The 15,614-nt window shown below is 46.6% G+C and carries 14 protein-coding genes; all 14 read left to right on the top strand.

Going from position 1 to position 15,614, the window contains the following annotated elements:
• Positions 1–8 precede the first annotated feature (8 nt).
• Complete coding sequence (locus NST58_RS29965) at positions 9–1,073, top strand: protein arginine kinase (RefSeq protein WP_076218760.1); 1,065 nt, start codon at positions 9–11, stop codon at positions 1,071–1,073.
• 35 nt (positions 1,074–1,108) lie between these two features.
• Complete coding sequence (gene clpC, locus NST58_RS29960) at positions 1,109–3,577, top strand: ATP-dependent protease ATP-binding subunit ClpC (RefSeq protein ID WP_036680471.1); 2,469 nt, start codon at positions 1,109–1,111, stop codon at positions 3,575–3,577.
• 186 nt (positions 3,578–3,763) lie between these two features.
• A complete protein-coding gene (radA, locus tag NST58_RS29955) occupies positions 3,764–5,131 on the top strand; it encodes a DNA repair protein RadA (protein WP_036680472.1) in 1,368 nt (455 codons plus the stop codon).
• Positions 5,132–5,144: 13 nt separating this feature from the next.
• Entirely contained in the window at positions 5,145–6,221 is a 1,077-nt protein-coding gene (gene disA, locus NST58_RS29950) for a DNA integrity scanning diadenylate cyclase DisA (RefSeq protein WP_036680475.1), read from the top strand.
• A 64-nt stretch (positions 6,222–6,285) separates the two neighbouring features.
• Entirely contained in the window at positions 6,286–7,023 is a 738-nt protein-coding gene (gene pssA, locus NST58_RS29945) for a CDP-diacylglycerol--serine O-phosphatidyltransferase (RefSeq protein ID WP_339245176.1), read from the top strand.
• Between the two features lie 177 nt (positions 7,024–7,200).
• On the top strand, positions 7,201–8,289 hold the full coding sequence (locus NST58_RS29940) for a PIN/TRAM domain-containing protein (RefSeq protein WP_036680481.1): 1,089 nt from the start codon (positions 7,201–7,203) through the stop codon (positions 8,287–8,289).
• 95 nt (positions 8,290–8,384) lie between these two features.
• Positions 8,385–9,083, top strand: coding sequence for a 2-C-methyl-D-erythritol 4-phosphate cytidylyltransferase (gene ispD / locus NST58_RS29935; RefSeq protein WP_076218759.1), 699 nt, complete (start codon positions 8,385–8,387; stop codon positions 9,081–9,083).
• Positions 9,080–9,568 carry a 2-C-methyl-D-erythritol 2,4-cyclodiphosphate synthase gene (ispF, locus tag NST58_RS29930; RefSeq protein WP_036680486.1) on the top strand — a complete coding sequence of 163 codons (489 nt, stop codon included), beginning with the start codon at positions 9,080–9,082 and terminating at the stop codon, positions 9,566–9,568. The genes ispD and ispF overlap by 4 nt, the downstream gene beginning before the upstream one ends.
• 51 nt (positions 9,569–9,619) lie before the next feature.
• Entirely contained in the window at positions 9,620–11,083 is a 1,464-nt protein-coding gene (gltX, locus tag NST58_RS29925) for a glutamate--tRNA ligase (protein ID WP_036680487.1), read from the top strand.
• A 553-nt stretch (positions 11,084–11,636) separates the two neighbouring features.
• Entirely contained in the window at positions 11,637–12,329 is a 693-nt protein-coding gene (gene cysE / locus NST58_RS29920; RefSeq protein WP_036680489.1) for a serine O-acetyltransferase, read from the top strand.
• A gap of 49 nt (positions 12,330–12,378) precedes the next feature.
• Entirely contained in the window at positions 12,379–13,785 is a 1,407-nt protein-coding gene (gene cysS, locus NST58_RS29915; protein WP_339245173.1) for a cysteine--tRNA ligase, read from the top strand.
• Positions 13,782–14,216, top strand: coding sequence for a ribonuclease III domain-containing protein (locus NST58_RS29910; RefSeq protein WP_339245169.1), 435 nt, complete (start codon positions 13,782–13,784; stop codon positions 14,214–14,216). Before cysS ends, NST58_RS29910 begins: the two co-directional genes overlap by 4 nt.
• Before the next feature lie 36 nt (positions 14,217–14,252).
• Positions 14,253–15,017: a 23S rRNA (guanosine(2251)-2'-O)-methyltransferase RlmB gene (gene rlmB / locus NST58_RS29905; protein ID WP_076105935.1), complete on the top strand. Its 765-nt coding sequence runs from the start codon at positions 14,253–14,255 to the stop codon at positions 15,015–15,017.
• Positions 15,018–15,019: 2 nt separating this feature from the next.
• Positions 15,020–15,541, top strand: coding sequence for an NYN domain-containing protein (locus tag NST58_RS29900; protein ID WP_036680494.1), 522 nt, complete (start codon positions 15,020–15,022; stop codon positions 15,539–15,541).
• Positions 15,542–15,614: the final 73 nt, after the last annotated feature.

Raw genomic sequence — 15,614 nt, 5'->3', positions numbered from 1 at the left:
GATATGACATGTCAAGTCTCCGATTTACTGAACAAGCGCTTAGTGATTGGATGCGCTCGGGAGGCAGTCACTCCGAGATTGTAATTAGCAGCCGTATGCGTATTGCACGTAATTTAGAGCATCTTCCATTCCCTATGCTTGCTTCCTTAGAGCAATCGGAAGAAGTATTAGAGCTGCTGGCCCCTGTGTTTCATGGGGAAACTGCTGCCGTATTCGGATCTTTTCAACTGATAAAGCTTGCTGAAGTGAATGAACTGGATAAAAAGGTATTGGTCGAGAAACATCTCATCAGTCCTAATCTGGCTAATGATTCACGTGGCGCAGCTGTGATATTAAATGAAGATGAGTCGGTCAGCATCATGATTAACGAAGAAGACCATCTGCGGATCCAATGTCTGTTCCCGGGTCTTCAGGTAAGAGAAGCATGGGAACGTGCGACAGCCATCGATGATATCTTCGAATCGGCTGTGAATTACGCTTTTGATGATAAAAGAGGATACTTGACCAGTTGTCCCACCAATGTGGGTACAGGGCTGCGTGCCTCAGTAATGCTGCATTTGCCAGCACTAGTAATGACCCAACAGATCAATCGCATATTGTCAGCAGTGAACCAAGTGGGATTGACTGTAAGAGGAATTTATGGTGAGGGCAGCGAAGCAGTAGGGAACATCTTTCAAATTTCCAATCAGATTACTCTCGGTCAAACAGAAAGTGAAATCATCGAGAACCTTCACAGTGTAGTCACCCAGATTATAGAGCATGAACGAAATGCCCGTGAAAGGCTGCTTGTAGATTCCGCTTTAAGAATTACAGACCGAGTGAAAAGATCTTATGGGATTTTGTGTTACGCTGCTCTAATGGAGCTTAAAGAATCCGCACAACGGCTGTCTGATGTGAGACTTGGGGTTGACCTTGGTATACTGGAAGGCCCTTCGATTTCCGTGCTTAATGAGCTTAACGTTAAGACACAGCCAGGATTTCTGCAAAAAATGTTCGGTGACGAGATGAACGCCACTGAACGGGATATGTATCGGGCGAAACTGCTCCGAGAAACACTGGGAACACAACATTAATATAGATATTTATTATTCATGGAGGTGCAGGAGATATGATGTTTGGAAGATTTACGGAACGCGCACAAAAAGTGCTAGCGCTAGCGCAGGAAGAAGCTGTTCGTTTAGGACACAACAATATTGGCACAGAACATATTTTGCTAGGACTTATTCGTGAAGGAGACGGCATTGCTGCTAAAGCATTAATCGCTTTGGGTCTGGGTCTTGAAAAAATCCAGGACGAAGTGGAGACACTGATTGGCAGAGGCCAAGAACAACCTACGAACATTGCTTATACTCCTCGCGCCAAAAAAGTAATCGAGTTGTCGATGGACGAAGCCCGCAAGCTGGGACATACGTATGTCGGCACTGAGCATATTCTGCTAGGACTTATTCGTGAAGGAGAAGGTGTCGCGGCTCGTGTGCTTAATAACCTAGGCATCAGCTTGAACAAAGCTCGTCAGCAAGTGCTTCAGCTTCTGGGAAGCAGCGAGGCTGCATCCAGTCATAGCGGAACACCTGCTAATGTCAGCACACCGACTCTAGACGGTCTAGCACGCGATTTGACGGCTTATGCCAAGGATGGCAACCTGGATCCAGTTATCGGTCGTAGCAAGGAAATTGAACGTGTTATTCAGGTACTGAGCCGCCGGACGAAGAACAACCCGGTGTTGATAGGTGAACCTGGGGTTGGTAAAACAGCTATTGCTGAAGGCTTGGCCCAAAAGATCATTAATAATGAAATTCCAGAAACACTGCGCGACAAACGCGTAATGACGCTCGATATGGGCTCGGTAGTGGCTGGTACTAAATATCGCGGTGAGTTTGAAGACCGCCTCAAGAAAATCATGGATGAGATTCGCCAAGCGGGGAATATCGTACTCTTTATCGATGAGCTTCATACGCTGATCGGTGCTGGTGGCGCAGAAGGTGCTATTGATGCTTCCAACATTCTTAAGCCGGCTTTAGCCCGCGGAGAACTTCAGTGCATCGGTGCGACTACGCTGGATGAATATCGTAAATATATTGAAAAAGATGCAGCTTTGGAGCGCCGTTTCCAACCCATTACGGTGGATCAGCCATCTCCAGAAGAAGCGGTACAAATTCTATTTGGACTTCGCGATCGTTATGAAGCACATCACCGTGTGAAAATTACGGATGAAGCTATCGTGGAAGCTGTAAAGCTGTCTGATCGTTACATTCCGGATCGTTTCCTGCCGGATAAAGCCATTGACCTTATCGATGAAGCAGGGTCTAAAGTAAGGCTTCACTCTTACACTATCCCGCCAAATCTGAAGGAACTAGAAATGCGCTTGGATGATATCCGCAAGGAGAAGGATTCCGCTGTTCAGAGCCAAGAGTTTGAGAAAGCGGCTGCCCTGCGTGATACGGAGCAAAAAATCCGTGAAGAGCTTGATACGACTAAGAACCAGTGGAAAGAAAAACAAGGACGCACCGATTCTGAAGTTACACCTGAAGATATCGCACAGGTTGTTGCAAGCTGGACGGGAATCCCTGTAAGCAAGCTGAAGGAAGAAGAGACCGACCGTCTGCTTAACATGGAAGCTCTGCTGCATGAACGAGTGATTGGTCAGGACGAAGCTGTTAAGGCTGTCAGCCGGGCATTGCGCCGGGCGCGTGCGGGTCTTAAAGATCCGAAACGTCCAATGGGCTCCTTTATCTTCCTCGGTCCTACGGGTGTAGGTAAAACTGAGTTGGCACGTGCGCTTGCTGAAGCCATGTTCGGCGATGAGAATGCGGTCATCCGTATTGATATGTCGGAATACATGGAAAAGCACTCCACGTCCCGTTTAGTTGGTGCCCCTCCTGGATATGTCGGCTATGAAGAAGGCGGCCAATTAACAGAGAAGGTACGTCGTAAACCATACTCGGTAGTACTGCTTGATGAAATTGAAAAAGCACATCCGGAAGTATTCAACATTTTGCTGCAAGTGCTTGAAGATGGTCGCCTTACCGACTCCAAAGGCCGGGTAGTTGACTTCCGCAATACACTTATCATTCTGACCTCTAACGTAGGCGCACAGGCAATCAAGAAGAATTCAACGCTTGGATTCACGGCTGTGCAAGATGCAGGAGCAGAATACGGCAATATGAAGGGCAAGGTTATGGAAGAGCTCAAGAAGAGCTTCCGTCCAGAGTTCTTGAACCGGATCGACGAAATCATCGTCTTCCACTCACTCGATGAGAAACATATCGCTGAGATCGTTACGTTGATGTCTGATGAGCTGCGCAAGCGCCTGCGTGAATATGATGTTGATTTCGTACTCACGGATGCAGCGAAGGCCTTCTTGGCTAAAGAAGGTTATGACCCAGCCTTTGGTGCACGTCCATTGCGCCGGGCAATTCAGAAGCATATTGAGGACCGTCTTTCTGAGGAATTGTTGAGAGGAAATATCCAAAAGGGTGATTCCCTCAATATTGATGAGGTCGGGGGAGAACTTGTGGTGACTAAAGTGGACGCTCCAGTAGCGCCAGCGCTTGAAAAAGAAGTAGAATCCGAATAAAATAAACAAGGCTTTCGCTCCTTATTTATAGAGGAGCGGAAGCTTTTTTTATTGGAAATAGATCAATTTAAAATATACATTTAATGCAAATACCGAATGACCTTTCGTTAAAGGGGTAGAAATGGTAAACTTTCATTAGAAGAAAATGATCCGAATTGTAAACAGTTCGGACCGTAAGGAGAACAAATGGCTAAAGCAAAAACAAAATTTTTTTGCACCGACTGTGGATACGAATCGCCAAAATGGTTCGGGAAATGCCCAGGGTGCCAGGCTTGGAACTCCATGGTGGAGGAAACGGAAAGCGTAGTCAAAACACAGGGAATGAATGCCCCTATTTTTCATAGTAAAGAAAAGGCACAGTCGATCATAAGTATAGAAAGTGACAAGGAACCGCGCATACTGACAGGTATAGGTGAGCTTAACCGTGTTCTCGGTGGGGGGATCGTACCAGGATCGCTGGTACTAGTAGGGGGAGACCCAGGAATCGGTAAATCTACGCTCTTATTACAGACCTCGCACGCCCTTACAACACAGGGATTGCGAGTATTGTATATCTCGGGCGAAGAATCGGTAAGGCAAACTAAGCTGCGCGCGGATCGCCTCGATGCGTTGTCAACGGAGCTTTATGTACTATGTGAGACAAATATGGAAAGCATAGAAGAAGCGATCGAACAAATCCAGCCACAATTTCTTGTCATCGATTCTATTCAGACCGTATTTATGCCAGAAGTAACGAGTGCGCCAGGCAGCGTGACCCAGGTTCGGGAGTGTACGACAAGATTTATGCGTATCGCTAAGATTCGTGGAATTGCAACAGTTCTCGTTGGTCATGTTACCAAGGAAGGGGCTATTGCTGGACCACGGATGCTTGAACATATGGTGGACTGCGTGCTGTATTTTGAGGGTGAGCGGCATCATACGTATAGACTTTTGCGGGCTGTAAAAAACCGCTTTGGCTCTACGAATGAAATCGGCATTTTCGAAATGGGTGAAGCGGGACTTACCGAAGTAGAGAATCCATCGGAGCTCTTTTTATCGGAACGTCCGCTTGGCGTGGCTGGTTCTACTGTGGTGGCAAGTATGGAGGGAACTAGACCTGTGCTTGTAGAACTTCAGGCACTTGTTGCTGCCACCCACTTCCCTTCCCCACGGCGAATGTGCACAGGCATGGATCACCAGCGGATGGCACTTATTATCGCTGTACTCGAGAAACGGATGGGCATGTTCCTGCAAAATCAGGATGCATACCTGAATGTTGCCGGGGGAGTAAAGCTGGATGAACCGGCGATTGATCTAGCTGTAGCTATTAGTATCGCCTCCAGTTTTCGTGATATTTCAACAAAACCTTACGACGTTTTCTTCGGAGAAGTAGGACTTACCGGTGAGGTAAGAGGCGTTTCGCGCGCGGAAATGCGCGTTAAGGAGGCCGCAAAGCTTGGCTTCCGGCGGGTGATTATGCCTGAAAAGAGCATGAAGGGATGGAAGCACCCGCAAGATATCCAGATTATTGGCGTCAGTACCGTAGCAGATGCACTATCGGTCGCGTTAGATTAGGGGGCACAGGGATATGAAAGAATATAACCAATTAGAGAATATGAATGATCTGCTCAGACTGGCGGCACCGGGTACACCTTTTCGGGAAGGTTTGGAGAATGTGCTGCGCGCTAAGACAGGGGCACTTATTGTCGTAGGGTACAGTCCTGAGGTGATGGACGTAGTGGATGGCGGATTCTCCATTAACTGCGATTTTTCGCCCAATTATTTATATGAGCTAGCTAAAATGGACGGAGCTATTATTCTAAGTGAGGATTTAAAGCGTATATTGTATGCTAATACACAACTTATACCGGATTCCTCTATCTCATCCATCGAGACGGGGATCCGTCACCGCACCGCGGAGCGGGTAGCGAAGCAAACGGGTAAGCTGGTGGTTTCCATTTCACAACGCCGCAATATCATCACGCTTTATCAAGGCTCGATACGTTATGCACTCAAAGAGATCGGGGCTATTTTGGCAAAGGCTAACCAAGCGATTCAGACACTCGAGAAGTATAAAGCAGTGCTCACGCAAGGACTGACGAATTTGTCAGCTTCAGAATATGAGGGCATTGTTACCGTTGCTGAAGTAGTGGGCGTTATCCAGCGTGTAGAGATGGTTTTGCGCATAAAAATGGAGATCAAACGCTATATCAACGAATTGGGCAACGAAGGACGCCTGATCAGCATGCAGATGGAAGAACTGGTTGGAAATACAGAGGAAGAAGCATGGCTTCTATACAGAGACTATGCTAAGGAAGAGCAGGAAGATAAAATCCGTGAAATTATCGCCGGTCTCAAACGGATAAGCGATGATGATCTGATGGATGACAACCATATTGCCCGTATACTGGGTTATTCTTCTACGGCAATTACCTCTGAAGAAGTGGTGACTCCACGTGGTTATCGCCTGCTTAACAAAATTCCGCGGCTTCCGAATGTGATCATTCACAATCTGGTGGAGCGGTTTGAAATGCTGCCTAATTTGATGTCCGCAAGCATAGCTGAATTGGATGAAGTGGACGGAATTGGGGAGGTGCGGGCCCGTAATATTCAGGATGGGCTCAAACGTTTACAGAAGCAAGTTCTTATTGACAGGCAAATGTAAATAACATACAATCACGTAATATTGGGGACGTTAAAGGCCAAAGTTAGAAAATTGAGGTGAAGAAATGATACAAAAATCAATTCCGAGTCTTTTTACGATAGGTAATTTGATGCTCGGAATGTTTGGTATCATGATGGCGTTTGACGGTAAGATTAGCATGGCCGCTATCATGGTTATTATTGCTATGCTGTTAGACGGCTTAGATGGTCGAGTAGCTCGCGCTCTAAAATGCGAAAGCGAATTTGGCAAGGAGTTGGACTCCTTATCTGATGTCGTTTCTTTCGGAGTCGCACCGGCCGTTATTTTGTACGTCTCAAGCCTGCAGGATTTGAGCTCTGCATTAGGCTGGACAGTAACTGCGATTTTTCCGGTGTTTGGTGCTTTGCGCTTAGCCCGTTTTAATGTTCGTCCGGGGGTTCCGGGTTATTTTATCGGTTTGCCAATTCCTGCTGCAGGTGGTGTACTGGCCACATTAGCTCTTTTTAATAAAGATGTTTCGGCTCCGTTTATGATCGTTGCTACACTGCTCTTATCCTATTTGATGGTCAGCACTGTTAAATATCCTAATTTCAAAAAGATTGGATTGCCGAAAAAAGCGGTGGTTGGAGCGCCAGTGGTTATTGTTGTTGCAGTGGCTGTAGCTGTAGTGTTCCCAGAGCAAATCGCTAAGCTGATCTTTGTCTTACTTGGAATTTACGCATTATACGGCTTTAAGCAAAATATTGATCGGTTGACTGCCAGACGCCGTCATCGTCGTCGTAGCCGTTCAGAAGATAAAGTGTATCACTCCAAGAACGGTTAATCGGTCCATAAGGTAAGGTAACTGAATAAATTATGACCAAAGGTTTTGTCTTCCCTAGGGGATGGCAAAGCCTTTTTGCATTTCCAGCGCTACCCCAAGTTTATCGTCTTGAAAATTGGAACATACTGGTGAGGAATAGATCCATTTAGGATGAATAAAAAGGAGGTGCGTTAGGTTATGTGGAAAAAAGTGATTTTGTCTTTTGCCTTAATATGTGGTGCTTGGTCAGGTTTTTCGCTATACCATGCGCTCGAAAGAGGATTCCCCAAGGGGATGGAAAAGCTGGGTGAAAGCTTACCTGTAGAAGGAAGCATTTTATTTACGGTGCTGGGTGCCATTATTTTTTTGTTTGCGGGGTCTTTATGCGCGGAATGGGGAGGTTCAAAACTGCGGGAGGCGGTTCACTACTGTTCGCGTATTCCAATGAATGAATTAGCTGCAAGTGCAGCTGGGCTAACAGGGGGGCTTCTGTTATCTCTCCTGTTATACCCTGCAATGATCTGGCTTGGGAAAGCTGGGCAGCTGCTGCAAGTGCCAGCTACGTTAGCTTTTGGATATCTGGGGCTGCGGATCGGTTTGGAGAAAAAAGAGGAGCTTGCTGCGCTGTGGACATCTGGACGCTGGGGCCAAGCGGCTGAGCCGGAAGGCCGCGGGCTTGAGGAACATAAAATCCTCGACACAAGTGTTATTATCGATGGAAGAATCGCTGACATTTGTAAGACGGGATTTATTGAGGGAACCATTGTCATACCTGAATTCGTGCTTGAAGAGCTCCAGCATATTGCTGATTCTTCGGATTTGTTGAAGCGGAACCGGGGACGGCGTGGGCTTGATATACTCAATAAAATTCAAAAAGAGCTTGATGTGAAGGTATTGATCTATGAGGGAGATTTTGAAGAAATCTCTGAGGTTGACAGTAAGTTAGTGAAGTTAGCGAAGGTACTGCAAGGTAAAGTAGTCACTAATGATTTCAACTTAAATAAGGTTTGCGAATTGCAGGGTGTTTCCGTTCTGAATATTAACGATCTGGCGAATGCTGTGAAGCCTGTAGTGCTGCCTGGTGAGGAAATCGTAGTTCAGGTCATTAAGGATGGCAAAGAACATGGGCAAGGGGTAGCCTACTTAGACGATGGAACGATGATTGTTGTAGAAGGCGGACGTGAATATATCGGGACTACGATGGAGGTTCTGGTCACTAGCGTGCTGCAAACTTCGGCTGGCCGAATGATATTTGCTAAGCCAAAACTTTTGGAAAAAGCGCAATAAGTGAAGATAAAGTGTATGGGGACTGTCCTATGGGTTGGAAATGCCCGCCAAACACGTTATGATGGGATTATACGTGAAAGACAGGAGCCAGATTAATGTCAAACAGTGTGGGCGTCGTCATTGTGGCGGCAGGCAGAGGAACGCGAATGGGAACTGCGGAGAGCAAGCAATATTTGTTACTGCAGGGGAAGCCGATTATCGTTCATACGCTGGAGGTATTCCAGCAGCACGAATTGATCTCTGAAATCGTGCTCGTAACCGGTGAAGAGGATATTAAACGCTGCCGGGAATGGATACAGCTCTATAAGCTGGACAAGGTTAAGGCTATAGTAACTGGTGGATCTGAGCGTCAGCATTCCGTACATAAAGGGTTGTTGAAACTTACGACACAGTGGGTAATGGTACATGATGGTGTTCGTCCGTTTGTACAGCCAAATGAAATTGAGGCTTGCTACGAACGAGCGAAGCAGATGGGTGCTTCGGTTCTTGCTGTACCCGTCAAGGATACGATCAAACAGGTGGATAATGAAGGACAAGTACTGTCTACGCCGGATCGGCGAAGTCTGTGGGCGATTCAAACCCCGCAGACTTTTCGTCTTTCTGATTTGCTGGAGGCTTATGCAGCGGCAGAGCGGGATGGCTTTCTGGGCACCGATGACTCCAGCTTGGCGGAGCGTGCGGGGATTCCGGTTTCTGTGGTAGAGGGAAGCTACAGAAATATTAAGATTACGACACCTGATGATTTGGATTATGCAGAATTCACAGAAAGAAACAGGGGAGAGGGACAATCATGATCGCTGTAGGACAAGGATTTGATGTGCATCAGCTGGTAGAGGGCAGGCCTTGTATTATTGGGGGAGTTACGATTCCTTATGAAAAAGGATTGCTTGGGCATTCCGATGCAGATGTGCTGCTGCATGCAGTTAGTGACGCGATTCTAGGCGCACTTGGACTTGGTGATATTGGCAGACATTTTCCGGATACAGATCCAGCTTTTAAGGACGCAGATAGCTTGAAGTTATTAGAAGAGGTATGGGCACTTGCTCGTGAGCGAGGATATAAGCTGGGAAATATTGATTCAACGATTATCGCCCAAAAGCCTAAGATGGCTCCGTACATTCCACAAATGACCGAGATTATCGCACGTGCGCTTAATGCCGACCCGTCCAAGGTGAATGTTAAAGCTACTACAACTGAGCAGCTTGGTTTTGCCGGACGCGGCGAAGGAATTGCCGCACAATCTATTGTCTGTCTACTCCAAGATGTGATATCATCTTGAGATGGTCTAAGTAGTAAATTAAGTTCAACCATATGAAGCGGAGGGAATACAATGACGGATGAAGTCCGGGTGCGTTACGCACCGAGCCCTACGGGACATTTACATATAGGTAACGCCAGAACGGCGCTGTTTAACTATCTGTTCGCCCGTAATAAAGGCGGTAAATTCATTATCAGAATTGAAGATACAGACGTAAAGCGCAATGTCGCTGGTGGTGAAGAGAGCCAGCTTAAGTATTTGAAATGGCTGGGTATGGATTGGGATGAGAGCGTTGATGTGGGCGGAGAGTACGGACCTTATCGTCAGACAGAACGTCTTGACTTATATCGTGTACATTGGCAGGATTTGCTGGACAGAGGTTTGGCTTACCGCTGCTATTGCACAGAGGAAGAGCTGGAAGCGGAACGTGAAGAACAGACTGCTCGCGGAGAAACGCCTCGTTATTCTGGCAAACACCGTGATCTGACTGAAGAGCAACGTTTAGCTTTTGAAGCTGAGGGACGAGTGGCCAGCATTCGCTTCCGTGTGCCAGAAGATCGTACGTATGCGTTTGATGATCTCGTAAAAGGCAGTATTTCTTTTGACACAAAAGAAATGGGTGACTTTGTTATTGTGAAGAAGGACGGAATTCCGACCTATAACTTCGCGGTAGCTGTTGACGATCATCTGATGGCTATTACCCACGTATTGCGTGGAGAAGACCATATTTCCAACACACCCCGCCAGCTTATGATCTATGAAGCGCTTGGCTGGGAGCCACCTTTATTTGGTCACATGACGCTTATTGTTGGCGACAACCACAAGAAGCTCAGCAAACGGGATGAATCCGTTATTCAGTTTATCGAGCAATATGATGAATTGGGTTACTTGCCTGAGGCTCTGGTTAACTTCATTTCTCTGCTTGGCTGGTCTCCAGAGGGAGAAGAAGAGATCTTCAGTAAAGAAGAACTTATTTCTATTTTTGATGCGGACCGTTTGTCCAAAAGCCCGGCTGTGTTCGATAAAAACAAGCTGGCGCATCTGAATAATCATTATATTAAACATGCTGATCCTAAACGGATCTCTGCACTAGCTATTCCGCATTTGCAAAAAGCGGGTAAAATACCTGCTGAGCTGAACGAAGAGCAACAAGCATGGGCGGAAAGCCTTGTCGCGTTGTATCAAGAGCAGATGACTGCAGCTTCTGACATCGTGGCGCTATCGGAACTGTTCTTCCGCAGTCACCTAGAATTAGAAACGGAAGCAGCACAGGTTCTGGCTGAAAGCCAAGTTCCTGAGGTATTGTCTGCTTTTCTGGCTAAGGTTGAAGCCTGTCAGGATTTCAGTGCAAGCAACATGGCTGTTCTGATTAAGGAAGTACAGAAAGAAACAGGTCATAAGGGCAAAGCACTCTTTATGCCAATTCGTGTGGCTCTGACCGGACAAACGCACGGACGTGATCTTAATATAACCATTGCTTTGCTCGGCAAAAACCGGGTCATCGAACGTTTGAAATCACAAATTAAGGGCGCTTAAGGTCGTATTTCATACGACTAAACCCCCTTGTCAGTATCTTGTCTTTTGCGCTAAGATAGAATTATATGATAATAGCTGTGATCAGGAGAAGTACGTCCATTGAAGACAATTGCCAGAGAGAATAACCGAGAAAGGGACACCCTTTCGGGCTGGGAGTTATTCATTTGTCCGGGGCAGAACATGCGCCTGTGAGCTGCACGGTTGAATGACCTTTTTAAGGCTCATTAGATCGCGCCGGGAACGTCGCCGTTAATGATGCCAAGTGGAACGAAGAAATTCTGCCGTTTGTTACAATAGCGGCTCATTTGATTCGTTCAAGCAGAGTGGAACCGCGGTTAAACGTCTCTGCAGCATTATGCTGCAGGGGCGTTTTTTGTCTAAATATAAGCAAAAATAATTTTCATACAATACTCTTTGTCTTATATTTCTACGAGATAACAAACCAAGCGAACACTCACCGCATATGTATGATAAGGATGATGGGCCTGGAGACAATACCTTTCTTGTGTACCTGTAAACAGGAGATAAGGAAGTTAAGAAGAGAGGAACCGTGATGTTTAAGCATATTAAGTCGGACATTCGGGCGGTATTTGATAACGATCCTGCTGCCCGCAGCTGGTTCGAGGTTGTCTTCACATATGCCGGCTTGCACGCCATTTGGGGTCACCGGATCGCCCACTCTTTTTTCAAACGCCGCTGGTATACAATGGCTCGTATGGTTTCGCAGTTTAGCAGATTTATGACTGGTGTTGAGATCCATCCTGGAGCTGTCATCGGAAATAGGCTGTTTATCGACCATGGTATGGGGATTGTTATTGGAGAAACCTGCGAAATCGGTGATGATGTTATAATCTATCAAGGGGTTACGCTTGGAGGAACAGGAAAAGAAAAAGGTAAGCGACATCCCACGGTCGGCAACAATGTAGTTATTGGTTCCGGTGCGAAGGTTTTAGGATCTTTTCGTATTGGTGACAATTCAAATATAGGTTCGAATGCAGTTGTGTTGCGTGAAGTGCCTAACAACAGTACAGTAGTAGGGAATCCAGGTCGTGTGGTAAAACGTAATGGAGAACGGGTATCCGATCGGCTCGATCATACGAAGATGCCTGACCCGCTTGTCGATTCACTGCGGTTTTTGCAGAAAGAAATCGAAGAAATTAGGGAAAAGCTTGGCGCAGAAGATAAACAAAAAACCGCACAGCGGATAGCAGAAGCTCAGCAGTATATTGGTGACTACGAAATTTAAGCATCCCGGTATTAAGGAATCCGGAAGAACAGAAAGGGCTGGAATAAGGATGGCTTTACAAATATATAACACAATGACACGCAGCAAGGAGCAGTTTGTGCCCCAGGAGCCGGGCAAAGTTAAGATGTATGTGTGTGGTCCAACCGTTTATGGATATATGCATATCGGAAATGCTAGACCTATAATTGTTTTTGATATGGTCCGGAATTACTTGGAGCAGTTAGGTAATGAGGTGCGGTATGTTACGAATTTCACGGATGTCGATGATAAACTGATTCGCAAAGCCGAAGAAATGAACACTACTGTAGCAGAGGTAGCGGAAACTTTCATTGCTGCTTACCGTGACGACCTGGAAGGGCTTGGTGTTAAACCGGCAACCTTGAATCCCCGTGTAACGGAAAGCATGGAGCTGATCATTGGATTTATTAAAGAGCTTGAGGAAAAAGGATACGCATACGAAAGCGGCGGCGATGTATATTACCGCACTTCAAAATTTGAAGACTACGGTAAATTATCTCGTCAGAATCTGGATGAGCTGCAGTTTGGTATCCGTGTTGAGGTGGACTCACGTAAGGAAAAACCGGAGGATTTTGTGCTTTGGAAAGCAGCCAAACCTGGTGAAGTGCACTGGAGTAGCCCTTGGGGAGACGGACGTCCCGGCTGGCATATTGAATGCTCGGCTATGGCGCGCGAGTTCTTGGGAGATACGATTGATATCCATGGTGGTGGACAAGATTTGCAGTTCCCGCATCATGAATGTGAATGCGCTCAGACCGAAGCTCTGACTGGTAAACCACTCTCTAATTACTGGATGCATAATGGATTCATCAACATCGGAGACGAGAAAATGTCGAAATCGCTCGGTAATGGCTGGCTTGTAAAAGACATCCGTGAGCGTTTTAAAGCAGGAGCTATCCGCTATTTCATGCTATCGACCCATTACCGTAACCCGCTGAATTTCTCAGAGGATTCTATGACTTCCGCCGAAAAGAGCGTTGAACGGATCATGCTTGCAGAGAGTAACGTTAAACATCGGCTTGAACTCGCTGCTGATGGTGCTCAAGGTGAGGTCAACTCAGAGATTAATGATAAGCTGTCAGCTATAGTGGCCAATTTCCATGCTAGAATGCAGGATGACTTTAATACGCCTGATGCGATCACGGCTATGTTCGATTGGGTGAGCCTGGCAAACCATACGCTTGCGAATAACGAGGCTGCTCCTGCTGATTTTGCTGCATTACTGCAAGCTTTTGGCGAAATGAATGCTGTGCTGCGTTTGACGCCTGAACTAGAAGAGGAAATTGCAAGTGAAGAAGTTGAACGGTTGATCGCCGAGCGGGTTGAAGCTCGTAAGAATAAGAATTGGAGCCGGTCTGACGAGATCCGTGATGAATTAGGCCGCTTGGGCATATTGCTTGAGGATACTCCACAAGGAATGCGGTGGCGTCGTAAATGAGTGAGGAACGCAAGTTTGATAACGGATGGTTTCCTTATGAGCCTTCCAAACCTGCGCGACTACTTTCGCCTATTGTTCTAGCTTATGTAGGAGATGCTATCTATGAGGTGGCTGTTCGCCAGTATTTAGTATCTCTTCCGAATTTGCGTCCGAACCATTTGCATCGTTCTGCTACAGGGCTGGTATCCGCTAAAGCACAGTGTGCGATTCTGAACTTTTTGGAGCCTAGTCTCAAGGAAGAAGAGAAGGATGTCGCCCGTCAGGGAAGAAATGCGAAATCGGGAAGTGTTCCTAAGAATGCGGATGTGCTTGAATACCGTCATGCTACAGCTTTTGAGTGCTTGATTGGTCACTTGTACTACACAGGACAACAGGAGAGAATAGAAGAAATTGTGCACAAGGGTATACAGTTTATGTTGAAACAGCCGTGATAGGCTTTGGCGAAATAGAAAATAGGAGAAGTGAACATGGAAGAAGAATTGAAGACTGAAGAGGAAATATTGGCAGGGAAGCATTCTGTGCTTGAAGCGCTTCGTGCTGGTCGTACATTAAATAAAATTTGGATTGCAGAGACAGCCCAGAAGCATCTGACAGCACCCATCGTTGCCGAAGCCCGGAAAGCGGGAATTGTCATTCAGCATGTGGACAAGCGTAAGCTGGATCAACTGGCACCAGGCGTGCAGCATCAAGGGGTGGTTGCACAAGCAGCACCATTTGCCTATGTTGAAGTGGATGATCTGTTAGCTATAGCAGAAGCCAAAGGAGAACCGGCATTCCTTATTTTGCTTGATGAAATTGAAGATCCTCATAACCTGGGCTCGATTCTGCGGACGGCGGATTGTACTGGAGTACATGGGGTAATCGTACCTAAACGCCGTTCGGCTCAGATAACTGCGACCGTGTCCAAAACATCCGCGGGTGCTGTGGAGTATGTTCCGGTTGCCCGGGTTACAAACCTGGGTCAGACCATTGACCGTCTAAAAGAGCAGGGAGTCTGGGTAGTAGGAACAGACGTGGATACCGATCAGAATCTATACCAATCCGATATTTTCACGGGTCCGGTAGCTGTTGTAATCGGCAATGAGAATAAAGGAATGGGACGCCTGATTCGTGAAAAATGTGATGTACTTCTTAAGCTGCCGATGGCCGGAAAGATCAATTCATTAAATGCCTCTGTCGCCGCAGGAGTCATTATGTATGAAGTGATACGCCGCCGGCAACAGCAGGGATAGCTATGGCCGACTGGCGCGATGTGCTGCTTGTGGATGGATATAACATGATCGGTGGCTGGCCGGAACTTGTGGCACTGTCCCAGATTGGTATGCAGGAAGCACGCGACCGCTTGATGGATTTGCTGGCAGATTACCAGGCTTTCTCTGGACGAAGAGTTATTGCTGTTTTTGATGCATACCGTGTTCCGGGGTTGGGAAGGTCTTTTGTTCAGGGTAAGGTCCAGGTGTACTTCACCAAGGAAAAAGAAACCGCAGATGAATGCATTGAGCGACTGGTTGGGGAATATAGCAATCGGCGCCGGCAGATCTATGTGGCTACGAGTGATTTTATAGAGCAGCATATTATTTTTGCACAAGGTGCATTGCGAATTTCGGCAAGGGAATTGCATCTGGAAATTGAAGAGAATCAGAAACAAGTAAAAAAAGCTATTGAACCTGGCGGTGTCAGTTCTACTCGTCATTCTTTGGAAGACAAACTGCCTCCCGATGTGCGCAGTAAGTTGGAAAAATGGCGCAGACAGTGAGATCGAGGAAGAATCAGGAAATATTTTATTCCAATTTATGCTATTCTAGATTGATTTTGGACAAACTCCGGTT

The organism is Paenibacillus sp. FSL R10-2796, assembly GCF_037965315.1.
Taxonomy (GTDB): domain Bacteria; phylum Bacillota; class Bacilli; order Paenibacillales; family Paenibacillaceae; genus Paenibacillus_AQ; species Paenibacillus_AQ odorifer.
Note: the sequence above shows the minus strand (reverse complement) of the source record. Positions and strands in the feature narration are given on the sequence as shown.